The organism is Frankia sp. QA3 (assembly GCF_000262465.1).
Lineage (GTDB): Bacteria > Actinomycetota > Actinomycetes > Frankiales > Frankiaceae > Frankia.
In genome coordinates, this window is sequence record NZ_CM001489.1 from 4,815,243 (window position 1) to 4,839,960 (window position 24,718).

Genomic DNA, 24,718 nt, shown 5'->3' on the forward strand with positions numbered 1-24,718 from the left:
GGCGAGGCTGTCCAACGCGGTGCGCAGCAGGGCGGCGCCTTCGGCGTCGAGTTCGCCGTTGATCAGGGTGGTGCCGGTCGGGGTGTCGGTGAGGGTGAGCCGGCGGATGTCCGCCGGGTCCGGGCTCGGTTTCTCCCTCCCGCCCTCGCCGCCGGTACCGTCGCTGCCACCATCAGCACCGCCACCACCGGTGCCACTGTCCGTCCTGCCACTGCCACTGCCGCTGTGGGGTTTGGTGTGTTCGCCGGTGTGGCTGTCGGCGTGGGGGTCGTCGCCACCGGGTGAGGTGTCCACCGTGGTCAACGTTTCGCGCAGGCGGGCGGCGATCCTGGTGAGGTGGATGGGGTCGAACTGGTCGGCGAAGCGCAGCAGTGCCTGTTCGGCGGCGGTGTGCTGGTCGGGGGTGACCCCGGCGGGGAGGGAGCGTCTCGCGTCGCCGATGACGATCGCCTGCTCGACCGTGATCGTTCCCTGGGTGAGGGCGGCGCCGGTGGCGGTGCAGACGGTGGTGGTGTCGCGGGCGAGGGTGACCTGGCGGCGGGCGTCGCGGGTGGTCAGGCGCAGCCGGTCGCGCAGCCAGCCGGCGAGGTCGGTGGCGCCGTGGCGCACGGCGAACCCGCGGTCCTGGGCCTCCACGAACAAGGCGCTTCGCACGGCGGCGACCCGGCCGGTCAGCCGGCACACCCTCGCGATCAGTCCGTCCAGCTCTCCGTCGGACAGCTGCCAGGCCTGTGCGGCCAGCAGCCCGTCGAGCTGGCGGGAGATCGTGGCGAGGCGGGCTGGCGGGTCAGGGCCGTCCCCGAGGTCGTCGAAAACCATGGGTCAACGGTAGAACAACCCACACCGAATGTCGAACACATGTTCGTATGCTGTGAGCGGAGACGACACGGGAACCAACTCGGACCCCGCGGTCCAGACAGACCCAAGGCCAAACCCGGACAGAACACGACGCCCCGGGGGCGTCTACACCACCGGATTGACCGGGTCGGTCGGCGGAACCGAGCCGCCTGCCGGTGGCTGGCTCGTGCCGAGGGCGCGCTGGGCGCCGATCCAGGCGTTCACCACCGCCCAGTGCATCGTCAGCCACTGCCGCCGGGCCCGCTCGGGGTCCGGGATCTCCGCGGCCGGCACCCACCACCAGCGCAGCAGCAGTGGTGCCGCGAACGGCAGCGCCCGCCAGACCTCGCCCGGCGCGCTGAACTCGTCCAGGCCGGCATGCGCGACGATCATCGTGGCGGCGATCCGGCCGGTGGCGAGCGCGGCGAGCACTCCGGCCGGCCGCGGCGGCAGGACGGCGTCGAGATCCTCGGCGACGGCCGCCCGGTCCCACTGGCCGCCGGCCCGCAGCCGAGCGATCAGCCGCAGCCGGCGCGACGGGGTGAAGTTCGCCCCCTCTGGAAAGATCACCAATGCCTCGCCGGCGCCCAGGCCGCGGGCGAGCTCGCCGATCCGGGCGGCGGCGTGGTCGTCCGACCCGTCGTTGCGCAGGAAGCAGGCGCCGAGCCGGCCGAGCAGGATGTCGATCGCCGGGTCGAGCTGGAGCTGGTGGACGAGCACCACCCTCGGCAGCAGTCGGTAGCGGCTGAGCAGCAGGTGGATGAGCACGAACGAGTCCCCCGGGCCGGCGTGCCGGCTGAGCACGAGCACGGGGCGCCCCCCGGCGCCGGCCCCGTCCCTGGGGGGCTCGGTGATCTCCACGCGCAGCCCGACCAGCAGCCGGGCGGCCGCGACCAGCCGCTCGAGCGCCCGGCGCACCAGCCACACGTGCGCCGCCTCCCACCGCCGGCGCAGGGCCGGCCGGGCCAGCCACAGGCCGAACGCGGCGACGATCAGGATCACCTCTACGGTCAGGTAGGCCGCGGCGAGCAGGGCCGCCCGCGACAGCCGCAGCCGGCGGTCGACCGGCGCGCCCAGCAGGCCGAGCGCGGCGACGGCCACCCCGACCAGGGCCAGCGCCGCCGCCAGCGGCACGAACAAAGGGTCGAGGAGGAACCGGCGGACCGCCCACGGTGGAACGCCCACGGTGTCACCCTTCCCGGTCAGGACACGTCCAGCGACCGGGTCCGGCCGCCGGCGGTGAGGTCGAGGTAGGCCGCGGTGGCCTGGCGGGCCTGCTGGATGCGCCGGTTCAGGCCCGAGGTGGAGCGGTAGCGCAGCGGCACCAGCGGGGCACCGCGCTCCCCGACCGGTAGCACGTGGACGGCGACGCCGCTGGGCAGCCGGGCCATCGCCTCGGTGAAACCGCGCCGGCGGGCGATCTCGAAGGCGACCAGACCGGCCTCCCACGGCCAGCGCGGCGGCCGCAGCGGCCGTTCGATCCGGCCGACGTGCAGGACGTAGACGGTGTGGGCACCGAGCTCCACCGCCCGCCCGACCGGGTTGCTGTCGACGATCCCGCCGTCGATGAAGTGCTCCCCGCCGATGCGCACCGGGGGCAGCAGCGCCGGGACCGCGCAGGAGGCCAGCACCGCCTCGACGAGCGGCCCGCGGTCGAACCAGTGCGCGGCGGCCCGTTCGATGCTCGCCGCGACGCACTGGAACCGCACCGGCAGGTCCTCGATCGGCTCGGCCGGCAGGTGCGTGCGCAGCAGCGCCCGCAGGGGGACGTTGGAGTGCAGGTGGCCATGCTGGACGACGGTGGCCAGCCGCCGGGCCGGGCCCCCCGCGAACACGTCGGAGACGCCGAGCTGCGACCACAGCTCGGTCAGCCGGTCGATCGTGGCGGGCGCGGGTTCGGCCGCCACCGCGGCGCCGTTGATCGCGCCGACGGACGTGCCGACCACCAGGTCGGGCAGGATGTCGGCGTCGAACAGGGCGGCGAGCATGCCGACCTCGCTCGCGCCGAGGATGCCGCCCCCGCCGAGGACGAACGCCACCCCCGCCCCGGCGATCGCCTGCTCGTCCACCGCCCGCCTGGGCCGGGGCCCCGGCTGCTCATCCCGACCCGCCGACTTCGCGTCCACCCACACCCCATCCGCCGATCCGCCCGTCATTTGCTGGACCGCCTGCCATCCGCCGGATCGCCCACCATCCGCCGAACCGCCCGCCGTTGTGCGGATCGCCCGTCCTGCGCCGACCGCTCGCGGTCCGTGGCGGCGATCGATCACCTCCTTCCCCGATCCGGGCCGGCCGACCCGTCCCGTCCCGTCCCGGATCGCCGCCAGCCGCCCCGGCCGCCCCGGCCGCCCCAGCCGCCCCAGGCGCGACCCCGCGACCCCGCGACCCCCGCCACCGGTCCCCGTCCGCCGGGGCACGCCCCCGGACGGGGAGAATGAGCGGCATGCTTTCCGACGACGACGTGGATGAGATCGTCTTCAGGGCGGCGGGCAACGGCGATCACCGTGGCGCGGCGGCCACCCTGGAGACGCTGGCCGAGCGGCCCGACACCCACAGCGAGACGATCACCCGGGCCTCCCTGCTGGTCGACGCGGGCAGCCAGTACGGGCTCGCCCAGGACTGGAGCGAGGCGGTCCGCTGCTACCGCGCCGCCGTGGCCGACGGCAGCACCTGCCCCGTCGACCCCCGGGTCTGGCTGCACGACGGCCTGCTGCGCGACGGGCAGGCCGAGGAGGCCGGCTCGCTGCGGACGGAGCTGAAGGCGGCGAGATCGGCCGATCCGGGCGTGTACGAGGCCGTGGCCGAGAGCCTGGAGGCGGCCGGCCTGCTCGACGACGCCCACACCTGGTTCACGATGGGCTACCACCGCTGCGAGCGGGCCCCGGTGCCGGACTTCCTGCTCGACCTTCTGCTCGTCGGGCGTCGCCGGGTGCGCGTGGCGCTCGGCCATCCCAGCGACGCCCTCGACGAGGTCGCCGAGGACTACATGGAGACCGTGGGTGGCTGAGGCTTGACCGGGACCGGCTCGGGCTCCGACGTGGCGGGCGGGGAAGACAGCGGCCCCGCCACGTCGTTGCACCACGTCGTGAAACCGACCCGAAGCGTCCCCCTGTCCGTGCTGGACCTCGTGCCGGTCGGCACCGGAACGACCCCCACCGACGCGGTCCGCGGGTCGCTCGAACTCGCCCGGCACGCCGAACGGCTCGGCTTCACCCGATACTGGCTGGCGGAGCACCACGGCATGCCCGGCATCGCCAGTTCGGCGACGTCGGTCCTCATCGGCCAGGTCGCCGCGGCCACCAGCACGATCCGGGTGGGTTCCGGCGGCGTGATGCTGCCCAACCACGCGCCGCTGGCCGTCGCCGAGCAGTTCGGCACGCTCGGCGCCCTGTTCCCCGGCCGGATCGACCTCGGGATCGGCCGCGCCCCCGGCACGGATCCCGCCACCGCCCGGGCGTTGCGACGCACCGCCGGGCTGCTCGCCGTCGACGACTTCCCCGAGCAGCTCTCCGAGCTGACCACCTTCCTCGCCGGCGGCGAGTTCGCCGCCGACCACGCGATGCACGGCGTCCACGCGTTCCCGCAGGCGCAGGTGCCGCCGATCTGGCTGCTGGGGTCCAGCGGCTACAGCGCCCAGGTGGCCGGGATGCTGGGCCTGCCGTTCGCCTTCGCGCACCACTTCAGCTCGGCCAACACGGTGCCGGCGCTCGATCTGTACCGCCGATCGTTCCGCCCCTCGCCCGGCCGGGAGCGCCCGTACGCGATCGTGGCCGCCGCCGTGGTCTGCGCCGAGGACGACGAGCGCGCCGAATGGCTCGCCGCGCCCGTCCGGCTGGCGATGTTGCGGCTACGCGGCGGCCGACCCGGCGTCTTCCCCTCCCCCGAGGAGGCCGCCGCTCACTCCTGGACCCCCCAGGAGCGGGCCGCGGCCGAGAACGCGACGGCGTCGCACATCGTCGGCTCCCCGACGACCGTCCGCGCCGGGCTCGACGCCCTGCTCGACGTGACCGGCGCCGACGAGATCATGATCACCACGAACGTCCACCGGCTGGCGGACCGGATCCGCTCCTACGAGCTGGTCGCCGAGCTCGGCGACCTGGCACCGGCCGGCCCGGTCGCGCCGGCGGCCACCCCGGTGGGAGCGGCCCGCCCGCGCTGACCGCGCTCACCCACGCTGACTGTGCCCACCCACGCTGACTGTGCCCGACAGCGCTGACCGCGCCCGGCGGCGGTGGCCCGGCCACCGCCCGCCGCCCCCGACCGGGCGACTGCGGGGTCGCCCGGTCGGGGGATGGGTTGATCGGCTGCCGGACGGCCGCGCCGCGCCGCGAACCCTCACGGCGGCGGGCGGCCGGGGTGGTCCGATCGGACCGCACGGAACGGCCGGCCGGAGTAGCCCGATCAGGCGGCGCGGCGGTTCGTGGGCGCCGCGCCCGGCAACGCGGCCAGCGACCCGGACCGCAGCACCCGCTCGGTGATCCGCGCGACCAGGCCGCGGGGCAGCAGCCGGGAGGCGTTGGACGTCAGGTAGTTCAACCGGCCGTCGATGACGTAAGCCTGGCCCCGGTCGAGGGCGCGGAAGGCCGCCGCCACCACCTCGTCGGTGGTCCGCAACCGGCCGCCGGCGGACATCCGCGAGCCGAGCACCTCGAAGAAGTTGGTGTCGGTCGGGCCGGGGCACAGGGCGAGCACGTGCACCCCGCGGGGGCGGCACTCGGCCCACAGGCCGATGGACAACGACAGGACGAAGGCCTTGGAGGCCCCGTAGACCGCCATGTAGGGGACGGCCTGGAAACCCGAGGTCGACGACACGTTGATGACGGTGCCGGAACCCCGGGCCACCATGGCCGGCAGGAACAGGTGCGCGACCCGCTCCATCGCCACGACGTTCAGCATCACCTCGCGATGGTCCCGGTCCGCGGACAGCTCGTGGTACGGCCCACGGGTGCCGAAGCCGGCGTTGTTGACGAGGATGTCGATCTCCAGGCCGATCTCGGCGACCGCCTTGGCGAGCTGGTCGGGGCCGCTCTCCTCGGCGAGGTCGATGGGCACGGCGTGCACCTCGACCCCGTAGCGGGTGCCCAGCCGCTCGGCGACCTCCCGCAGCCTGGGCTCCGCCAGCGCCACGAGGACGAGCCTGGCGCCCCGCGCCGCGTACGCCTGGGCGAACGCCGCGCCGATGCCTGACGACGCCCCTGTGACCAGGGCGGTGCTCGTCTGAAGATCCGCTTGCGCGGTCATGGTCCTCCCTGCTCTGCCGGGCGCGTGACCATGCTTGGGTCCAGCGCACGGCACGCGACGATGTCAGGAAACGACATCATCGGACATCTCGGGACGGACCGGGCAGTCGCTGTAACGTCAGTCGTACCTGTAGGTGCGGGCCCTTCGGTGGGGGATGCCCTGCGGCGCAGGTCTTTCACGTCCGGTCGAGCAGGTGACGTTCCCGGACCGCACCCACCGACAGAGTGCGGTAGCCGACATCGTCGAACAGCACGGTGATGCGATCGCCATCCTCCTTGACGACCTGCCCCCGACCCCACGAGACGTGGCGCACCGCGGCACCCGCGGGGAACGGCGCCTCGCCGTCCTCCGGTTCGGCCCGCCGCTGGGCCGGCAGGCCGGCCAGGCAATTGTCGCAGCGCCCACACGGCCCGTCCGCCGTCTCGCCGAAGTAGGCCAGCAGGAACGACCGGCGGCAGTCCCGCGTCTCGGCGTAGCCGCGCATCATCTCGACGCGGGAACGTTCGACCTCGACCCGCGCCTCGGCCACCCCGAGCGCGCGACGCGCCGCCTCCTGCGGGTCCGGGGCGTCCGCGCGCGCGGCGATGTGCCCGTCGTCGTGCACCGCCACCACGTCCGCGCTGACCAGCAGGTCCACCAGCCGGGTCAGCGCCGTGTCCCGCAGCCCGGCCGCCTTGGCCAGCTCCCGCGCCGTCACCGGTCCGTCGGCGTGACCCAGCAGCACCGCGACGCGCCGTAAGGCCGTCTCGTCGACCCGGCCGGAGGCGAAGAACCGCCGCAGCCCGAGGTCCTCCGGCCGGTAGAACAGGCAGGCCACCGCGGGCTCACCGTCCCGCCCCGAGCGGCCGATCTCCTGGTAGTAGGAGTCGAGGGAGTCCGCCACCTCGGCGTGGATGACGGTGCGGACGTTGGGCTTGTCGATGCCCATGCCGAACGCGGTCGTGGCGACCACCACATCGCACCGGTCGGCCATGAAGTCCGCCTCGATCTCGCGTCGCCGCCCGGCCTTCAGGCCGGCATGGTACGGATGCACCGTCAGCCCCAGTCCGGCGAGCTCGTCGGCCAGCTCCTCCGTGGCCCGCCGGGTGGCCGCGTAGACCAGCGCCGGTTTGGCCTCCCCGGCGATGCGTTCGATCAGACCCGCCCGCTTGGCCTCCTCGTCGGTGAACGGCGCCACGGACAGGAAGATCTCGGGCCGGTCGAACCCCCGTACGACCTCGACCGGGTCCCGCAGCCGCAGCCGCTCGCGGATCTCCCGGCGCACCGGCGGGGCCGCGGTGGCCGTCAGCGCCACGACCACCGGATGCCCCAGGTCCTCGATGACCTGCCCGAGCTGGGCGTAGTCGGGCCGGAAGTCGTGCCCCCAGGACGCGATGCAATGGGCCTCGTCCACGACGAACAGGGACGGACGCGCCTCACGCAGCGCCGCGCGGACGTCGTCGCGCGCCAGCTGCTCCGGCGCCAGGAAGAGGAACTCGGTGCGCCCCTGCCGGACCGCGTCGAAGGCTGCCTGCCGGGCCGCCCGCCCGGCATCCGAGTTCGCCGCGGCGGCCGCCGCGTCGTCGCCCAGCAGGCCCGACAGCCGCTCGGTCAGCCCGCGCACCTGGTCGCGCTGCAGGGCGATCAACGGCGAGACCACGACGGTCGGACCGGCCAGCACCAGCGCCGGGATCTGGTAGACCGCCGACTTGCCACGGCCGGTCGGCAGCACGCACAGCGTGTCCCGGCCCTCGACGACGGCCCGCATGGCGTCAAGCTGACCGTCCCGCAGCTCCGTGAAGCCGAACCCCTCCTGGGCGACCAGCCGGATCAGGTCGCCCAGCTCGTCGTCGACCCCGGCACCCGGCCCGGCCGCCCCCGACTCCCCTGACTCCCCTGGTTGCCCCGACTCCCCTGGTTGCCCCGGTCGCCCTGGTTGCCCCGGCTTTCCCGGTTGCCGCGGCTTTCCCGGTTCCAGCGGCATACCCGGTTGCGGGATCGCCCCCGACTGGCGGGGAAGATCCGGCTCCGGGGCCGACTCCCGGCGCCGACCCGACTCGGACGGAGTCCGCGCCCTCGCCTCGGTGGTCCCGACGGCGGGCGCGGGCCGGCGCCGGCCTCGGATCCAGGCACTCAGCAGTCTCGTTGTCTGATCACGGCGGTTCATGGTGCCGCTGGGCGTACCCACTCACCAGCGGCTCCCACCCTCGAACAACCACGAAGGGGACAACCTTCGCCAGACCGGTATCCACCAGTCCGGCACCGGCTGACAAACTCCTCCGCCCGCCGGACCTCCGCCCGCGAGCGGGTCCGCCGCGCCGGCCGACTCACACGGCAAACATGACTCCGAAAAGTATTCGATCGACTACAGTTTTGCTCCTACCGGATGGTCGCCGCAGGAGGAATGTATCGATGCGTAGCCGGAGGTTCCGACATGCGACGGTTCCCCTCATCGCTCTGCTAGCCGCGACCGCCGTCGCGGTCCCGCTCCTCGGGCGCGGCGGGGGCGACGCCACCACCGGCGGGGACGGCGTCGCCGCGGCGGCAGATCCGGTAGTCGATGGCGAGGTGGCGGACGGTCCGATCGGGCGGTCCGGGCGCGCTGAGCCGCCACGCCGGCCGCTGGCCGCCGGGACCCGGGCCGTCCCGGCCACCCCGGCAGGCAAACTGCGCTTCGGGCTGGGCCCCGGGCTCGACAGTGCCCACGCCTCCCCGCTGGCGCCCGACCTGGACTTCCTCAGCACCTGGTACAACGGGCCGAACGATCTGAGCTTCCTGCGCAAGTGGAAGGCCGATCTGATTCCCGAGGTCTACCGCTCGGGGCACGGCATCCACCTCATCGTCTGGCTCGACGGCACCGGCGAGGTCGGCACCGTCCAGACGGCGCACGGCCCGGCGTGCGGCCGCGAGTACCCGCTGTCGAGCGGCTTCCTCGACGACGCGCGCGAGCTCGCCTCGATCTTCTCCGGTCCCGCCGACGGCCCGGCGCTCTACGTCACGCTGTTCACCGAGTTCCAGACGTACCCGTGCCACCCGAACGCGTGGGCCACCACACCGGACACCACCAACTACTACCTCACGCTGCAGGACCAGTACCTGGCGGCGTTGAACATCTTCCATTCCGGCGCGCCGAACGCGCGGGTGTCGCTCGGCTGGGGCGGTTGGCAGAGCCGCTGGGACGACCCGGTCGCCGGCGGCGGCCGGTCGCTGATCACCCATTTCGCGGACGTGCTGCGCGCCTCGGACTTCGAGAGCTTCCAGGCGATGGGCACGGACCCGAACGCCGCGGACGTGCGGGACATGACGAAGGCGCTCGGCCAGTACGGCCCGGTCATGCTGGCCCACTTCAAGTCCGAGTCGCAGGCCACCTGGGAGGCGGACATGCACGCGCTGCTGTCCGGGGACGCGGTGCGCCAGCTCAGCCAGGACGGCCTGTTCGCGTTCAGTTTCATGGACGCGGCCAACCTCGCCTCACCGGCGGCGCTGACCCTGGCCCGGGGCGCGATCCAGAGCCACGGGGTTCACTCGACGCTCTGAACCTCACCGCCGGGCGTGGGGCGCCGGGACCGCGAGGAGGCGGCGGTCAGCGACCGCAGGGCCCGGCGGTCGGTCTTCAGCGAGCTGGTGAGCGGCAACGACTCGATGATGTGCACCTCGCGCGGGTAGCGCAGGGGCCCGAGCCGGGCCCGGCCCCAGCGCACCAGTTCCTCCGGGGAGACCGTGCCGCCGGCGACGAGCTGCACGTAGGCGATCACCTCCTCGCCCTGGCGGTGGTCAGCCCGTCCGACGACCCCGCACGAGGCGACGTCGGGATGGCCGAGCAGGCCGTCCTCGACGTCGCGCGGGTAGACGTTGACCCCACCGCGGATGATCAGATCCTTGATCCGGTCGACGACGTACAGGTAGCCGTCGCTGTCGCGGCGCCCCACATCGCCGGTGTGCAGCCAGCCGCCGCGCAGCACGTCGGCGGTGGCTCGCGGCTCCTGCCAGTACCGCGTCATCAGCATCGGGCCCCGCACGCAGATCTCCCCGTCCTGCCCGGGATTGGCCGGCGAGCCGTCGGGCAGCTCGACGCGCACCTCGACCCCGGGCGCGGGCCGACCCACGCTGCCCAGCCGCGCCCCGCCCCTCGGCGAGGTGGTGATGATCCCCGCGCTTTCCGTACAGCCGTAACCCTCGACCAGCTCGATGCCGGGCAGGCGCCGCTGCCATTCGAGCGCAGTCTCCCTCGGCAGCGGCGCACCGCCGCTGGTGATCCGACGCAGCGACGACGTGTCGGCCAGGTGCAACGGCTCCGCGAGCAGCTGGTCGATCATGGACGGTACCAGCGCGCTGACCGCCACCCGGTGTTCGGCCACCAGGTCCAGCCACTGGCGGGGATCGAACCAGCGCATCAGGATCGCGGGGCCCGGCTTGCGCGCATGCAGCGTCATCACGCTGATCGTCAGGCCGTAGACATGCGACAACGGCAGCGGCAGCAGGCCGACGAGCTCCTCGTCCCCGTTCCCCGACGCGGCCGCGAAGCCCCCGGCGGACAGCGCGTCGTGGGACAGCACGACCCCCCGCGCCCGCCCGGTGGTGCCGCCGGTGTAGAGCAGCGCGGCCATGGCGTCCGGATCGGTCGGTTCGAGGGGACCGCCGTCGCCCGCCGCGAGGTCGGCGAAGCGCAGCACCGGCGGCTGCGACCCGCCCAGACCTGCCAAACCTGCCGGACCTGCCGGACCGGTCCCCGGCCGATCGGGCGAGTCGTCCGTGACGACCAGCGCCCGCACCTGCGGGCAGCCGCGCGCCACCGCGCGGACCTTGGCCAGGAAGTCGGGGGTCGTGACGATGAACCGGGCGCCGCTGTCGACGAGCACGTGGTGCAGCTCGGCCTCGTCGAGCAGGAACAGCACCGGCGTCACGACCCCGCCGGCCCGCCACACCCCGTGGTAGGCGATGCCGACCTCCGGGCAGTTGGCCATGTGGACGACCACCCGGTCACCGGGGACCAGCCCCGCGCCGCGCAGGCCGGCGCTGAACCGGCAGGCCTGGGCGAACCGGGCCGCCCCGGACTCGGCCCGCCCCTCGAAGAGCAGCTCCTCGGTGCCGCCCGTGCGTTCCACGGCGAGCTCCGCGAGCCTGCCCAGGCTGATCCCGGTCGGCCGGGAGCCGGCTGTGCTCACCATCTCCCACGTCGCCTTCCGCCGGCGCGTCGGCGAGCCGGCGGCTCCGGCCCGCTCGCGCATGAGCAGCATCTCACCTCACCGGGTGATCGACAGTCCGCTCGCCGCACCCCGGAAACACCTCAGGGAACACTCCGGGGACACAGATGAAGGAACCGACGGCGCAACGCACACGTCCAGTCACCGGGTCGGCGCGTGGTCCCTCGCGGTCCGTCGGACAGACCCGCCGGGCGGGACGCCGGCCAGGCGGTCCACGATGGGGACCGGCTCCGCCGGTGGGTCGCCCACCGGCGCCGCCAGTCGTCGGCCCCGGACGGAGGTGCTCATGGGCTTGCCCCTTGGTGAACCCGCGGCGTGGCGGAACTGGGCGGGCAACGAGACCGCCCAGGCGGTCCGGCTCGCCCGCCCCCGCACCGCCGAGGAGGCGTCGGCGGTGGTGATCGCCGCCGTGCGGGACGGCCGGCGGGTCCGGGCCGTCGGCGCCGGCCACGCGATGAACGCGATCGGCCGGCCGGACGACGGCGGCGTGCAGGTCGCCCTGGACCGCTGCGCCGATCTGGTCGCGCTCGACGGTGGCAGCGGGCTGGTGACGGTGCGCGGCGGCATGACCCTGCGCCGACTGAACCGGCTGCTCGCCGAGGCCGGGCTGGCCCTGACCAACCAGGGGCACGGTGAGGAGGCGACGATCGCCGGGGCGATCGCCACGGGAACCCACGGCACGGGCGCCCGCTACGGCGGGCTGTCCACGCAGGTGCGGGCGCTGGAGGTGGTGCTCGCCGACGGCGAGGTGGTCACCTGCTCGCGCGGGGAGCGCCCCGAGCTGTTCGCGGCCGCGCGCCTCGGCCTCGGCGCCCTGGGCGTCGTGACGTCGGTGACGCTGCAGGCCGTGCCGCTGTTCGCCCTGCACGTGCGGGCGAGCCGGCTGCCGTTGGCCGAGGTGCTCGACGGCTACGACGCGCTCGTCGAGCAGGCCGACCACGTCCGCTTCGCCTGGTTCCCGCACACCTCGACCGTGCTGGTACGCCGGGATGACCGTCACCCGGTCGACGACGGACTGGACCCGCCGGCCCAGCAGCGCAACCGGCTGGATGGCGGGCCGGTGGCCGGCGGCGTCTTCGGGGCACTGATGGTGGCCGCCCGGCGGCTGCCGGCGGCGGACCGGCCCGCCGCCCAGTTCGCCGCCCACGTCGGTGGCCGCGTCGGCGGCGTCGGCGCTGCGCTGACGGGCGGTCGACCGTCGCGCGATCTGTCCTACCGGGTGTTCGCCGCGGGCCACCCGGCGATCCGGTACAAGGAGGTCGAGTACGCCGTCCCCCGCGCCGAGCTGGCCGCCGCCATGGGCGAGCTCGCCGCCGCCGTAGCCCGATCCAGGGTGCGCACCGCCTTCCCCGTCGAGGTGCGCTGCGCGGCCGCGGACGAGATCCCGCTGTCTCCCGCCTTCGGCCGCGACACCGCCTACATCGCCGTTCGGACCGACCGCCGCGGCGCGCACGAGGACCATTTCGGCCTCGCCGAACAGATCATGCTGGCGGCCGGCGGGCGGCCCCAGTGGGGCACCCTGCACACGTTGGCCGCGGCGCAGCTACGCGAGCGGTACCCCCGCTTCGACGAGTTCCTGGCCGTTCGCGGCGCCGTCGACCCGGCCGGCGTGTTCGCCAACGCCCACCTCGACCGCGTCCTCGGCCCGCCCTCGCCGGCCTCCGACCGCCTCGCACCCGCAGGCTGACCCGCCACCTCCCTTGCCCTTCCACAGCCCTCTGCGCCCGATTCGCCCCTGGGAGAAGGCAAGCGGGGACCGCCGTGAAGGTACGGCGGGATCACGCGCAGTAGAGGTCGGGGGATCGGGCGGCGGCGACGATGGCGGCGAGGGTGGCGGACAGGTGCGGGGCCTGCTGGGAGCCACGGCGGACGGCGGCGAAGATCGGCCGGATCGGCAGGACGCCCGCGATCGGCCGGAGGGCGACCTGCGGGGTGCTGGACAGCTTCGCCAGCCTCGGGATGAGGCCGACCCCGCAGCCCGCGGCGATCAGGCCGAGGACCGCGGTGTAGTCGTCGCAGCGGTGGCGCACCCGGGGAACGAACCCGGCCGCGGCGCACGCCGCGTGGGTGACCTCGTGACAGGGGGTGCCGGGGCGGCTGGAGATGAAGTCCTCCCCGCCGAGCACCTCCAGCGGCACGGCCGCGGCGGCAGCGTAAGGATGGTCGGCGGGCAACGCGACGTCGAGCGGGTCGTCGAGCAGCGGGATCTGTAGTAGCCGCTCGTCGAGGGGCCGGGCACCCGGGTGGGTGATACAGACCGCGAGATCCAGGTCGCCGGCCAGCAGCAGGTCGAAGCACTCGGGCTCGGCCACGTCGGACACCGACATCCGCAGCCGCGGCCGGCTCTCCCGCAACGCCGCCAGCGCCGGCACGACGATGCCGGAGATCGCCGTGGTGAAGGCCGCCACGGCCACCGACCCGACCCGGCCCTCGTCGAAGGCGGCGAGATCCGCCTCGGCCCGTTCCAGCTGGGCGAACAGAACGTCGGCGTGCCCCAGCAGCACCCGGGCGGCCGGGGTGAGCCGGACCCGGCGGCCGGCCGGGTCGAGCAGCCGCACGCCGGTCTCCTTCGCGAGGGCGGCGAGCTGCTGGCTGACCGCCGACGGCGTCAGGTGCAGCGCCGCGGCCGTGGCCACGACCGTTCCCCGGCTGTCGAGCTCCCGCAGGACGCGCAGGCGACGCACATCGATCATGTAGGAAATCTTAGCTGTGGCATGCAGAAAAATTAGATGGACTGCAAGAGCGCTTGCCCTGATCCTGGGGATCATGATGTACACGATCGTGACCGGCGGGGCCGTGCTGCTGGGCCTCGCCGTCTGGCTGTGGGGACCCGACACCCGCGACGGGCTGGACTGGGCCCGCCGGGACGCCGGGATCAGCCCTGATATCAGCTTCGGGCCGGGCAGCGGCTTCGGGCCGGGCAGCGGCTTCGGGCCGGGCAGCGGTTTCGGGCCGCGAGGGGGGACCGGCCGCGGGGGTGGCTCCGGCCCGGGTGGTGACGGCCGGCCGGGCCCAGGTACCGCCGAGTGGGCGGCTCAGGCGGAGTCGGCGGGGACCGCGGCGCCGTGAGCCGGGCCCGCCGCCGCACCGCCCCCGGCCGGCGCGGGCCCATCCGCCCCGTCGGCGACGTCCTCGCCCAGGTACGCCTGGCGGACCCGGTCGTCGGCGAGCAGGCCGGCGGCCGTGCCCGCGAGGACGACCCGGCCGGTCTCCAGCACGTACCCGCGCCCGGCGATCCGCAGCGCCGAGGCCGCGTTCTGCTCGACGAGCAGCACCGCGACCCCCGCCTGGTTGATCTCGGCGATCACCTCGAAGATGGTCTGGACGATCATCGGGGCCAGCCCCATCGACGGCTCGTCGAGCAGGATCAGCCGCGGCCGGCTCATCAGCGCCCGGCCGATCGCGAGCATCTGCTGCTCACCACCCGACAGCGTGCCGCCCGGCTGGCCGATCCGCTCGGCCAGCCGCGGGAACAACGCGACGACCCGGTCCAGGTCCGCCCGCGCATGCCGACGATCATGGTAGGCGCCCATCAGCAGGTTCTCGCGGACACTCATGCTGGGGAAGACCCGCCGGCCCTCGGGCACGTGGCTGACCCCGGCGCCGACGAGGCCGTGCGCGGGGATGGACGACAGCGGCCGGCCGTCGAGGCGCACCTCGCCGGACCGAGGCCGCAGCAGGCCGGAGATGGTCCGCAGGGTCGTCGTCTTGCCGGCGCCGTTGGCGCCGAGCAGGGTGACGATCTCGCCCTCGCCGACCTCCAGGCTGACCCCGCGCAGGGCGGTCACCGCGCCGTAGGCGACCTCGACGTCGCTCAGTGTCAGCAGCATCAGCGCACGTCCTTCCGCGCGGCGGCGCCGCGCCCGGCGGGGACGTCGGCGCCACCGGCAGCGCCACCGGTGTCCTCGGCATCGGTCACGCCGAGGTACGCCTCGATGACCGCCGGATCGCGCTGGACCTCCCCCGGCGTGCCGTGGGCGATCACCCGGCCGAAGTTGAGCACCACCACCGCGGTGGCCACGGACATCACCAACCGCATGTCGTGCTCGATGAGCAGCACCGACACCCCGGTGCCGGCGATGCGGGTGATGAGACCGGCGAGGTCCTGCTTCTCCGCCGGGTTGGTCCCGGCTGCCGGCTCGTCGAGCAGCAGCAGGCTGGGCTCGGTGCCCAGGGCCCGGGCGATCTCCAGCCGGCGCTGCTCACCGTACGGCAGTGAGGCAGCCAGCTCGTGCGTGCGGTGAGACAGCCCGACCAGGTCGAGCAGGCTCAGCGCGTGGCGCACCCCGTCGCGCTCGGCGCGCCGGGCGTGCGGCAGGCCCAGGATCGCGCCGACCGGCCCGTACCGCTGCCGCACCTCGGTGCCGATCTGCACGTTCTCCAGGGCCGACAGGGCGGGGAAGAGCCGGATGTTCTGGAAGGTGCGGGCCACCCCGAGCCGGGTGATCGCGTGCGGGCGGCGGCCGACGAGCTCGGTCGGGCGGTCGGCCTGCGGCCAGAAGGTGACCGAGCCCTGCTGCGGCCGGTACGCCCCGGTCAGGCAGTTGAACAGCGACGTCTTGCCGGCCCCGTTCGGGCCGATCACCGCGAGGATCTCCCCGCGGCGCTGGCGCAGCGAGACGCCGTCGAGGCTGGTCACCCCGCCGAAGCGCAGCGCCAGGTCGCGGGCCTCGACGACCAGGTCGCCGGGCGCGGTCTCGTCGGCGCGCGGGTTGCGGGCGCCGGGTACCCCGGACCGGTGGGCACCGACCCGGCTCACCGCTGTCCTCCCGTCGGCGCGACACCGAGGGAGTCGGCGGCGCCGATGCCCTCCTCCACGAGCTGGATCTCCCGACGGCGGCGGCGCGACGGCACGAGTCCCTGCGGGCGGAAGATCATCATGATCACGATGATGGCCCCGAAGTAGATGTAACGGTCCGCGGGCGGCACCTTGTCCCGCAGGTAGAAGGCGAGTCCCTGCAGCACGACGGCGCCGACCACGACGCCGAGCCGGGACCCCATCCCGCCGAAGATGACCACCGCGACGACGAAGAACGACGCCTGCAGGCTGAAGCTCTGCGGGTTGAAGAACTGCTTGGAGGCGAACAGCACGCCGGCGAAGCCCGACACCGACGCGCCGATCGCGAAGGCGAGCAGCTTCATCCGCAGCGTCGCCACCCCGGTCGCCTCGGCGGCGATCTCGTCCTCCCGGATGGCGGCCCAGGACCGGCCGATCCGGGACCGTTCCAGCCGGCCGAAGGCGATCATCACCACGACGATGATGACGAGCAGCAGGTAGTAGTACGGCAGTGGGTCGATGCCCCACTTGTAGTCGATGCCGAGCAGGTCGATCGACAGGTGCGGCACCCCGAAGGCGCCGCGGGCGCCGTTGGTGATGTTGTCGGCGTTGTTGGCCACCAGGTGGATGATCTCGCCGAAGCCGAGGGTGACGATCGCCAGGTAGTCCCCGCGCAGCCGCAGCGTCGGCGCGCCGAGGATGACCCCGGCGAGCGCGGCGAGGATAAGCGCGATCGGGAAGACGAAGAACGGGTTGAGCACGAACGGCGCGTGCCACGGCATGGCGGTCTGCGAGGTGAAGTAGGCCGTCGCGTAGGCGCCGATGGCGAAGAACGCGATGTAGCCGAGGTCGAGCAGGCCGGCGTAGCCGACGACGACGTTGAGGCCGAGGGCGAGCAGCGCGTAGATGCCGATGTCGTTGACCATCGACTGCTGGGCGGCCGTCGAGACCACCATGGGCGCGACGATCGCGATGGCGAGCAGCACCAGGTTCAGCACGATCGGGCCGCCGCGGCGACCGTAGGCCGCACCGACCGGCGCGCGCACCGGGGCGCTCACCCGCTCCAGGGCGCCGCGCAGCTGCGCGCCGAGCACCAGCAGCACCCACAGCGCGACGGCGAGCCCCAGGTAGAGCACGATCCGGACGTCGACGATCGAGTCCTTCGCCGCTTGCAGCGGCTTGTCGGAGTTGCCCGTCGGGCCGGTGACGATCGCGGCGAGCACGCCGACCAGCAGGAGCGCCCCGAGCTGGCGCAGCCGGGCCGGGGCGAACAGCACCGAAGGGTGCCAGGCGGGCCGGGCCGGGCCGCCGGCGGGACCGGAAGAACCGGCGGAGCCGGAAGAACCGGCGGAACCGGAAGAACCGGCGGGACCGGCAGGGCTCCCGGCGATTCGCAGCGGCACGGTGGCGGCACCGCCGCCGGTGCCGGGCGGGCCGGCGGGAGGCGTGCTCATGCCGCCCGCCCCAGACGCTCGCCGAGCAGGCCGGAGGGTCGGATCATCAGGATCGCCACCAGGACGAGGAAGGCGATGACGTCCTTGTAGGACGCCTGGAACAGGTAGCCACCATAACTCTCGACCAGGCCGAGCAGCAGGCCGCCGAGCATCGCGCCGCGCACGTTGCCGATGCCGCCGAGGACCGCGGCGGTGAACGCCTTCACCCCGGGGACGAACCCCATGCTGTACGAGGCGTTGAACGTCATCGCGTAGAGGAAGCCGCCGGCGCCGGCGAGCAGGCCGCCGACGACGAACGTGACGATGATGATCCGCTCGACGTTGACCCCCATGAGGACGGCGGTGTCGGCGTCCTGGGCGACGGCCCGGATGCCCTGGCCGAGGCGGGTGCCGGCGACGAGGCGGTCCAGGCCGATGAGCATCGCGACGGCGACGGCGAAGATGACCAGCGACTGGGTGGAGACGTCCGCGCCGAAGACCGTGAAGACCGTGCCGTTGTGGAACAGGTCGGGCAGGTCCACGTTCTGCCGGCCGAACTCCTTGCCGGCCAGGTTGACGGCGAACAGCGACGCCCCGATCGCGCTGATCAGGTAGGCCAGCCGGGGCGCGGAGCGGCGCCGCAGCGGCCGGTAGGCCACCCGTTCGAGGGTGAACGCGGCGAGCCCCCCGCAGATCGCGCCGACCCCGAGGCCGACGGCCACCAGCCCCACGGACGCCAGCCCCCCGGGCACCGACCCGTCGTCGGGCAGCAGGGCTCGGGCGGCGAACAGGCCGCCGAAGGATCCCAGCATGAACACCTCGCTGTGGGCGAAGTTGATGAGCTGGAGAACCCCGTACACGAGCGTGTACCCGAGTGCTATGACCGCGTACAGCGAGCCGACCATCAGGCCGTCGATGGTCAGCTGCCAGAACTGGTCGAGGAAACCCATACGTGTGCCTCGTTCGTCGCGTGGCTCGTTCGCCTGGCAGAAGTTCGTCCGCGTGGCAGATGCTCGTTCTCGTGGCGGATGCTCGTTCTGGTGGCGGATGTTGGTTCTGTAAGCAGAATGACGGGTTGCGGCGCAGATGTTCGCCGGACGCGGCGAGGCGGTGGCCGGACGTTCGCTCATCCGGCCACCGCCCGCGCCTACATCAGGACTTGATCAGATCCGAGGTGTTGCCGAGAACGGTGATCGCACCGTTCTTGACCTGGTAGATGAACACGTTGGAACCCTTGACCTCGCCGGTGGACTCGAAGGCGACGGTCTTCGTGATGCCCTGGAAGTTCACGGCGCCGAAGGCGCTCGCGACCGACTCCCGGCTGACGTCGGTGCCAAGCTTCTTGAACACGTTCGCGAGCGCGAGCGTGGCGTCGTACGCCTCACCGGAGTAAGTTCCGGGCTTCGCGCCCTTGTTGACCTTCTTGAAGGAGGCGACGAACGCGGCGGCCTTCGGGTCGGTGTTCGCGTCGCCGCAGGGGCAGGTGAGGTAGGTGCCCTCGGCCGCGGCGGCGCCGGCCTGCGCGACGTACTGCGGGTCGAGCGAGCCGTCCCCGCTGGCGATCTTGCCGGTGAAGCCCTTGTCCTTGAGCGCCTTGGACAGCAGGGCGAGCTCGGGGTAGTACCCGGAGTAGTACAGGACGTCCGGCGCCGCGGCGATGATCTTCGTGGCCTCGGAGGTGTAGTCCTTGGTCGGGTTGATGCCGTCGTGGGTGACGGCGACGCCCTTGGCCTTGAGCTCGGCCTCCAGGACGCCGGACAGGCCGGTGCCGTACTCGGTCTTGTCGTCCAGCGAGTAGACCTTCTTCGCCTGCAGGACGGCGGCCACGTAGTCGGCGGCGGCCTTGCCCTGCACGGTGTCCGGCGCGATGACCCGGTAGAAGGTCTTGAAGCCCAGGGTGGTCAGCGCGGGAGCCGTCGCGGACGGGCTCACGGACAGCAGGCCGGCCTGGGTGTAGGCGGGCTCGCTGGCCTTGGTGGCGCCGGAGAACATCGGGCCGACGACCGCGACGACCTTGGAATCGTCGATCAGCTTCTGCGCGGCCGTGGGGCCCTGGTCCGCGGAGCCGCCGTCGTCGGACTCGACGAGCTTGAGCTGGAACGGCGAGCTCGCGTCCGCGTTCACCTCCGCGATCGCGGTCCGTACGCCGTAAAGGGCGTTCAGTCCGAGCTGCTGGCTGTCGCCCGACAGAACGCCCTGGAAGCCGATGGTGATCGTTTTCTTTCCGTCCGCGGAAGACCCACCATCGCTGTCGCTCCCACAGGCCGCGGCGGTCAACGTCACGGCCGTGGCGAGGGCTATCGCTCCCAGGAGCGGGCGCCTACGCATGCATTTCCTCCTCCGGTCCGCCGATCGCGAGCCCGATGCCACGACCGACCCTGCTACGAGCAACCCCCGGCGCCACCGACGTGGGGCCGGCGCGCCACCGCATAGAGGATGACGCGCCCCTCGGCGCCAGCCCCGACCGCCCCCCGGAAAACGCGCCCGGACCGGCGGATGACCGGCCGACCGCCACGCGCTCTCCGCTGAGATGGCGGAAACCTAGTCCCCTGAGCAGATCCGCCGAAAGTACTCATATCAGGTCGTTACACCGATGACACAAAAGTGGTGTCCAGGCGCGCCCAGTGTTAACAATCCTCGGCGATCGCCGCCGCGCCGCAACGTCGCGAGCGCCGGACTGAAACTGTTTACGCCGCCGGTCGGCGCGGCGCCGCCCAGACCGCCTGGCTGGTGCCGAGGGGGGCGGGCGGCGAGAGCCAACGCGGGGCGACCCCGGCGACGGTCGCCGCGGGCCGGATGTACGAAAGCTCGCCGAACTCGCTGCTCAGGCAGGCGCGGTAGGGGGCGACATCATCCGCCGTCGGATCGGGCCGGGCAAGGGTGTCGTGGTGGCCGAGGTCCTGCAGCCACCGTCCGGTCCGGGCCAGGGAGACCCGCACGTGCCAGCTCCCGCCCTCGGTCACCCGCCGGGCGAGCGCGTCGAGCACCCCGAACGCGGCGAGGTAGCCGGTGGCGTGGTCGAGCGCCTGCGCGGGCAGCGGCACCGGGCGCGGCGAGCCGGCCGCCTCGGCCGTGGCGAGGACGATCCCCGAGGCGGTCTGGACCAGGCTGTCGAAACCGCGCAGCCCGCTCCACGGCCCCTGCCGCCCGTAGGCGCTGATGCTGGCGTAGACGATGCCCGGTCGCATCCGGGCGACGGCGTCCGGGCCGAACCCGAGCCGGTCCAGCGCGCTCGGCCGGTAGGCCTGCAGGACCACGTCCGCCGACGCGATCAGCTCTCGCAGCCGGCGGGCGTCGGCGGCGACCCGCAGATTGAGGAACGCGTTGCGCTTGCCGAACCCCGTGTCGACCAGCAGGCTGTGCACCTCCGGCAGGTGGGCGGCGCCGACCCGCAGCACGTCCGCGCCGTAGGCGGCGAGCGTGCGCCCGGCGATGGGGCCGGCGATGACCCGGGTCAGGTCCAGCACCCGCAGGCCGGCCGCTGGCGTCTCCGTCGACGCGAACCGCGCCGGTGGGGCGTCACCGAGCTGGCTCACCTCGATCAGCGGCAGCTCGGCCAGCGCACCGGCCTGCCGGTGCTCGGCCCACTCGGGCTCCGACCGCGCCATGCTGGCGCACAGCCCCATGGCCTGCAGCTCCAGCTCCAGCGACGCGGCCTCGACCCGCCGGATCACCCGCTCCACGGCGGCCCGGTCGTTCGGCGCCCCGAGCAGGTCCAGCACCCCGTTTCGGTGATGCGGGAAGTTGCAGTGCAGCTGGAGCCAGCGGCCGTCGGCCGTGGGGTAGTAGCCCGAGATCGGGTCCCACGGCCCGGGCGGCTCCTTGCCGTCGATACGCAGATGGCGCTCGCTGCAGAAGGCGGCGCCGGCGTGGCGGGTGTCCAGGGTGATGTCCGGGGAGCCGCCGCCGGTCCGGGCGGCCAGCAGCCGCCCGGCTCCGACCGCCGCGGCCGCCACCGAGGCGGTCGCGACCGTCGTCACCCGGTAGAGGCTGGGCAGGACGTCGGCCGGGCCGGTAATGGTCAATCGGTCCGCGATGCCAGGCTCCCCCACCAGTGACGCGACCTCATCGACGATCTTCGCGACCTGCGCCATGTCCCCATCCCGTTTGACATCCTCACCTCCCTGAAGGGAGGTGATTCCCGCATCTCGCGGTGCGGGTTCCTGCTTCATCGACGGACGCCTCCTCGTTTCAGGAGCAAGGTGGTCTCACTCCCTCTCCACAGGCAGTCACCGAAAGCCCTGCGGTCAGAATGTTCTTCGCCGTGTTCATGTCCCGATCGTGGGCCGCCCCGCAGGCACATTCCCATTCCCGGCTGTTCAACGGCAGCTGTGCGACGATCGTCCCGCAGGACGAACACGTCTTCGACGACGGGTAGAACCGGTCGATCGCGATGACCGTCCGGCCGTACCAGCCGGCCTTGTACGCCACCATCCGCCGCAGCTGCGGCCAGGAGGCGTCGGAGATCGCCCGCGCGAGGGTGTGGTTGCGGACGGGCAGGTCCTCGATGGCCACCGTTTGGTTCGCGCGGAGGATCCTCGTGGACAGCTGGTGCAGATGGTCCCGGCACCGGTCGGCGATCCGGCCGTGGATCCGGGCGACCCTCACCCGCACCTTCGCCCGGTTCTTCGAGCCCTTCTGCTTGCGGGACACCGTCACCTGCGACGGCACCACACCGTCGGGCAACGGCCTCGACCAGACGACGTCCCACGGCCGACCCTGCCTCGCCAGCGTGATCCGACCATTCCAGTAGGTGAAGCAGTTCCGGAAGTAGGCCGCCGCGTCGACGGTCCGGCCCTTCTTCCTGAAAGACGGATAGCCGGCCCGTGTCGCCCAGAAGTTCACCAAGGCGCCCTGGAGATGACGAAGCGTGGCCTGCAACGGGCCTTTCGATGGTTCGGCCCACCAGAGCGTCTCCGGGTCCCGCTTCCACCCGGTAAGCATCCTGTCGGTCTCGGCAGGGGTGACCCGGCGCCGTTCCTCCGCCCACGCCCGGGACCGCTCGGCGAGCGCCCGGTTGTACACGTAGCGGACACAGCCGAACGTCGCGGCAAGCTGCGCGGACTGCTCCGGATCCGGGTAGAACCGGTAGCGGTACGCCCGCTTCGCCACCCGGCTTCCCGCACCCCACAGAATAGCACACCTGTTCGATCGGCCGGCGCTGTTGTCGATGCACCAACCCCGCCCTGAAGCTGAAGGGCGGGGCCTGCACGCTACGTCTCATGGTCACCCGTGCGCACGCTCCACATCGGCTCCGGCGGCGCGCCTCCGGCCGTCGACCGAGGGCATGACCCGCCCCACACCCAGGAGGCCGGTCGCGAGCACAAAACGATCAATCAAGTCACAGAGTGCGCAGAATGTACTTTTTTTATCGGGGAGGTGGCGGGTCTCAGACTCGCCTTCGGGTGGTTCGGCACTCATTCTGGTCACGTGCCCGTACTTTCGCCATGACACGGTGTCGCCGTACCGCCCGATCGGGTGGTCATCGGCGGCCGGGGAGGCGCCCGTGGGTGTGAAACTCTCGCTGTATGAGGTTCTGGGCGTGCCGCCCGATGCCACCGCGGACCAGATCCGCCACGCCTACCGGGCCGCCGCGCGGCGTACCCATCCCGATGCCGGCGGCTCGTCGCCGGCCTTCGCCCGGGTCAACGTCGCCTACCGGGTCCTGCGCGACCCCGGCCTGCGCCGCCGCTACGACCTGCGCCTCGCCGACCCGGGCCAACCACGCACCGCCGGACCGAGCCATCCCCGGGCCGGCTCGCCCCATCCCCGGGCCGGGCCATCTCCCTCCGGCGGGCCATCTCCCTCCGGCGGGCCGTACCCCTCCGGCGGGCAGCAGGGCCCGCCCACGCCGCGGCCCGGAGCCGACCCGGTCGTGCGGCGGCGCTACCTGATCCTGATGTCGATCGCGCTCACCCTGTTCATCGCGGGCGGCACGGTGGTCCGGCTGTACTCCGTCCCGGCCGCCCTGATCATGATGGCGATCGCGGCGATCATCCCGCCGGTGGCCGTCACCGTCGCGAGCCGTCCCCGCCCTGCGCCCGCCGCGAAGGACCATGCCCGCCGCGGACGGCGAGGCTAGCAACACCGCGTCGCGACGGCGGGCAGCCGGGAGCGTTCGCGGTCACGGCACCAGCTCCCTGCGGCGGGTCAGCCGGGCAGGCGCACCCGCAGCGAGCCGACCGGGCGCCCGCCACCGAGCACCGTCGGCGCCCCAAGCATGGCGAGCCGCGCCAGGTCGAGATCCAGGTGCCCCGGGGTGTCCACCCCGGGCAGCGCGCCCAGGCGGTTCAGCGCGGCCAGCGCGACCGGGATGCCTGCCCGCCCGCTCCCGTCCGCGATTTTGATCGCGACGGTGTGACCGTCGAGCGTCGCGACCAGGGTGACGCCCTCGGCGCCGTTCTTCGCCAGCACGCCGGGCGCGGCCCGCATCAGGTCGGTGTCGGGGCGCCCGACCCCGCCGACCAGCTCCGGGTGAGCCCGCATGGCCTCGACGACCCGCCGCTCGGGGCTGCCCGGCGCCGCCTGCACCATCGCCCGCAGCCCGCGGGCGAGCCCGGTGAGCGAGAACGCGAACAGCGGCGCACCGCAGCCGTCCACCGCCGTGCCGGCGATCTCCTCACCGGCCAGGTCCTCGACCGTGCGCCTGATCGCCTGCTGCAACGGATGGTCCGGCTCGGTGTAGTTCGCCACCGGCCAGCCGGCGGCCACGCAGCAGGCGATCATCCCGGCGTGCTTGCCTGAGCAGTTCATCAGGACCGGCTCCGCCCGCCCGCCGGCGCGCAGGTGGGCCTCGGCCGCGGTGGCGCCCAGTGGCAGGTCGGCGGGGCATCGCAGGGCGTCCGCGGAGAACCCGGCCACGGAGAGGATCTCCAGCACCCGGGCCAGGTGGGCCGGTTCGCCACTGTGCGAGCTGGCGACCACGGCGAGCAGGTCGCTCGGGATGTTCCGGCTCAGGAAGACCCCGTCGAGACCGGCGCGAAGCATCGCGGCCGCCTGAAAGGGCTTGACCGCCGAGCGGGGAAACACCGGCACGTCGGGCGCGCCCACCCGCAGGGCGACCGCACCATCGCGGCCGAGACCGACGACAGTGCCGTGATGCAGGCTTTCGATGAACGGTGCGCCGCTGCGCAACCCCCGGACGACCTCGGCGACCACCTGCGGACCCTCCGGCGGCTCCATGGCTGTCAGGGTACGACGGCCGTCCCCCTGGTGGGGCGCCATGCCACATCCTCACATCCGACGAA

Annotated in this window: 21 protein-coding genes; 6 read left to right on the forward strand and 15 right to left on the reverse strand. The window is 73.3% G+C overall.

Annotated elements, in window-relative coordinates; all coding sequences use genetic code 11:
* The 3 genes from FRAQA3DRAFT_RS19755 to FRAQA3DRAFT_RS19765 form a co-directional block, all read right to left on the reverse strand.
* Positions 1-819: DUF222 domain-containing protein (locus FRAQA3DRAFT_RS19755; RefSeq protein ID WP_009740822.1), on the reverse strand; the 819-nt coding region annotated here is incomplete at its 3' end.
* Positions 820-963: 144 nt separating this feature from the next.
* A complete protein-coding gene (locus FRAQA3DRAFT_RS19760) occupies positions 964-2,022 on the reverse strand; it encodes a 1-acyl-sn-glycerol-3-phosphate acyltransferase (RefSeq protein WP_009740823.1) in 1,059 nt (352 codons plus the stop codon).
* Positions 2,023-2,039: 17 nt separating this feature from the next.
* On the reverse strand, positions 2,040-2,876 hold the full coding sequence (locus FRAQA3DRAFT_RS19765) for a patatin-like phospholipase family protein (protein WP_051054609.1): 837 nt from the start codon (positions 2,874-2,876) through the stop codon (positions 2,040-2,042).
* Between the two features lie 404 nt (positions 2,877-3,280).
* On the opposite strand from FRAQA3DRAFT_RS19765, the gene FRAQA3DRAFT_RS19770 reads away from it, so the two are divergent.
* Together FRAQA3DRAFT_RS19770 and FRAQA3DRAFT_RS19775 are read left to right on the forward strand one after the other, a co-directional pair.
* Positions 3,281-3,844, forward strand: a complete 564-nt coding sequence (locus FRAQA3DRAFT_RS19770; protein ID WP_009740825.1) for a hypothetical protein — start codon at positions 3,281-3,283, stop codon at positions 3,842-3,844.
* A 3-nt stretch (positions 3,845-3,847) separates the two neighbouring features.
* Positions 3,848-4,996 carry an LLM class flavin-dependent oxidoreductase gene (locus FRAQA3DRAFT_RS19775; RefSeq protein ID WP_009740826.1) on the forward strand — a complete coding sequence of 383 codons (1,149 nt, stop codon included), beginning with the start codon at positions 3,848-3,850 and terminating at the stop codon, positions 4,994-4,996.
* Between the two features lie 242 nt (positions 4,997-5,238).
* Here FRAQA3DRAFT_RS19775 and FRAQA3DRAFT_RS19780 read toward each other — a convergent pair whose 3' ends face one another.
* Both FRAQA3DRAFT_RS19780 and FRAQA3DRAFT_RS19785 read right to left on the reverse strand, forming a co-directional pair.
* Positions 5,239-6,078 (reverse strand): SDR family oxidoreductase, encoded by an 840-nt coding sequence (locus FRAQA3DRAFT_RS19780; protein ID WP_009740827.1) that lies wholly within the window; start codon positions 6,076-6,078, stop codon positions 5,239-5,241.
* A gap of 175 nt (positions 6,079-6,253) precedes the next feature.
* On the reverse strand, positions 6,254-8,245 hold the full coding sequence (locus tag FRAQA3DRAFT_RS19785) for a RecQ family ATP-dependent DNA helicase (RefSeq protein WP_009740828.1): 1,992 nt from the start codon (positions 8,243-8,245) through the stop codon (positions 6,254-6,256).
* Positions 8,246-8,469: 224 nt separating this feature from the next.
* On the opposite strand from FRAQA3DRAFT_RS19785, the gene FRAQA3DRAFT_RS19790 reads away from it, so the two are divergent.
* Positions 8,470-9,594: a hypothetical protein gene (locus tag FRAQA3DRAFT_RS19790; protein WP_009740829.1), complete on the forward strand. Its 1,125-nt coding sequence runs from the start codon at positions 8,470-8,472 to the stop codon at positions 9,592-9,594.
* Here the strand turns inward: FRAQA3DRAFT_RS19790 and FRAQA3DRAFT_RS19795 are convergent.
* The gene (locus FRAQA3DRAFT_RS19795; RefSeq protein ID WP_157468561.1) at positions 9,579-11,225 is read right to left on the reverse strand and encodes a class I adenylate-forming enzyme family protein; all 1,647 of its coding nucleotides are present in this window, start codon (positions 11,223-11,225) and stop codon (positions 9,579-9,581) included. The two genes, FRAQA3DRAFT_RS19790 and FRAQA3DRAFT_RS19795, sit on opposite strands and share 16 nt — an antisense overlap.
* A 322-nt stretch (positions 11,226-11,547) precedes the next feature.
* On the opposite strand from FRAQA3DRAFT_RS19795, the gene FRAQA3DRAFT_RS19800 reads away from it, so the two are divergent.
* On the forward strand, positions 11,548-12,948 hold the full coding sequence (locus tag FRAQA3DRAFT_RS19800) for a D-arabinono-1,4-lactone oxidase (RefSeq protein ID WP_009740831.1): 1,401 nt from the start codon (positions 11,548-11,550) through the stop codon (positions 12,946-12,948).
* Positions 12,949-13,039: 91 nt separating this feature from the next.
* Here the strand turns inward: FRAQA3DRAFT_RS19800 and FRAQA3DRAFT_RS19805 are convergent, their stop codons facing one another.
* Positions 13,040-13,954, reverse strand: a complete 915-nt coding sequence (locus FRAQA3DRAFT_RS19805; protein WP_009740832.1) for a LysR family transcriptional regulator — start codon at positions 13,952-13,954, stop codon at positions 13,040-13,042.
* Positions 13,955-14,027: 73 nt separating this feature from the next.
* On the opposite strand from FRAQA3DRAFT_RS19805, the gene FRAQA3DRAFT_RS19810 reads away from it, so the two are divergent.
* The gene (locus tag FRAQA3DRAFT_RS19810) at positions 14,028-14,330 is read left to right on the forward strand and encodes a hypothetical protein (RefSeq protein ID WP_157467502.1); all 303 of its coding nucleotides are present in this window, start codon (positions 14,028-14,030) and stop codon (positions 14,328-14,330) included.
* Here the strand turns inward: FRAQA3DRAFT_RS19810 and FRAQA3DRAFT_RS19815 are convergent.
* The 7 genes from FRAQA3DRAFT_RS19815 to FRAQA3DRAFT_RS19845 all read right to left on the reverse strand — a co-directional run bounded on the left by FRAQA3DRAFT_RS19815 (position 14,297) and on the right by FRAQA3DRAFT_RS19845 (position 22,583).
* Positions 14,297-15,091: an ABC transporter ATP-binding protein gene (locus FRAQA3DRAFT_RS19815; RefSeq protein ID WP_009740834.1), complete on the reverse strand. Its 795-nt coding sequence runs from the start codon at positions 15,089-15,091 to the stop codon at positions 14,297-14,299. The genes FRAQA3DRAFT_RS19810 and FRAQA3DRAFT_RS19815 overlap by 34 nt on opposite strands.
* Positions 15,091-16,020 (reverse strand): ABC transporter ATP-binding protein, encoded by a 930-nt coding sequence (locus FRAQA3DRAFT_RS19820; RefSeq protein WP_009740835.1) that lies wholly within the window; start codon positions 16,018-16,020, stop codon positions 15,091-15,093. The genes FRAQA3DRAFT_RS19815 and FRAQA3DRAFT_RS19820 overlap by 1 nt, the downstream gene beginning before the upstream one ends.
* A complete protein-coding gene (locus FRAQA3DRAFT_RS19825) occupies positions 16,017-17,492 on the reverse strand; it encodes a branched-chain amino acid ABC transporter permease (protein ID WP_009740836.1) in 1,476 nt (491 codons plus the stop codon). Before FRAQA3DRAFT_RS19825 ends, FRAQA3DRAFT_RS19820 begins: the two co-directional genes overlap by 4 nt.
* Positions 17,489-18,421, reverse strand: a complete 933-nt coding sequence (locus FRAQA3DRAFT_RS19830; protein WP_009740837.1) for a branched-chain amino acid ABC transporter permease — start codon at positions 18,419-18,421, stop codon at positions 17,489-17,491. Before FRAQA3DRAFT_RS19830 ends, FRAQA3DRAFT_RS19825 begins: the two co-directional genes overlap by 4 nt.
* Before the next feature lie 202 nt (positions 18,422-18,623).
* Complete coding sequence (locus tag FRAQA3DRAFT_RS19835) at positions 18,624-19,799, reverse strand: branched-chain amino acid ABC transporter substrate-binding protein (RefSeq protein WP_009740838.1); 1,176 nt, start codon at positions 19,797-19,799, stop codon at positions 18,624-18,626.
* A 359-nt stretch (positions 19,800-20,158) separates the two neighbouring features.
* Positions 20,159-21,565, reverse strand: coding sequence for a CoA transferase (locus FRAQA3DRAFT_RS19840; protein ID WP_035921220.1), 1,407 nt, complete (start codon positions 21,563-21,565; stop codon positions 20,159-20,161).
* Between the two features lie 97 nt (positions 21,566-21,662).
* A complete protein-coding gene (locus FRAQA3DRAFT_RS19845) occupies positions 21,663-22,583 on the reverse strand; it encodes an RNA-guided endonuclease TnpB family protein (RefSeq protein ID WP_009740840.1) in 921 nt (306 codons plus the stop codon).
* Positions 22,584-22,977: 394 nt separating this feature from the next.
* Between FRAQA3DRAFT_RS19845 and FRAQA3DRAFT_RS19850 the strand changes: the two genes are divergently transcribed.
* Positions 22,978-23,553, forward strand: coding sequence for a DnaJ domain-containing protein (locus FRAQA3DRAFT_RS19850; protein ID WP_009740841.1), 576 nt, complete (start codon positions 22,978-22,980; stop codon positions 23,551-23,553).
* A 68-nt stretch (positions 23,554-23,621) separates the two neighbouring features.
* Here the strand turns inward: FRAQA3DRAFT_RS19850 and FRAQA3DRAFT_RS19855 are convergent, their stop codons facing one another.
* Positions 23,622-24,695: an asparaginase gene (locus FRAQA3DRAFT_RS19855; protein WP_009740842.1), complete on the reverse strand. Its 1,074-nt coding sequence runs from the start codon at positions 24,693-24,695 to the stop codon at positions 23,622-23,624.
* Positions 24,696-24,718: the final 23 nt, after the last annotated feature.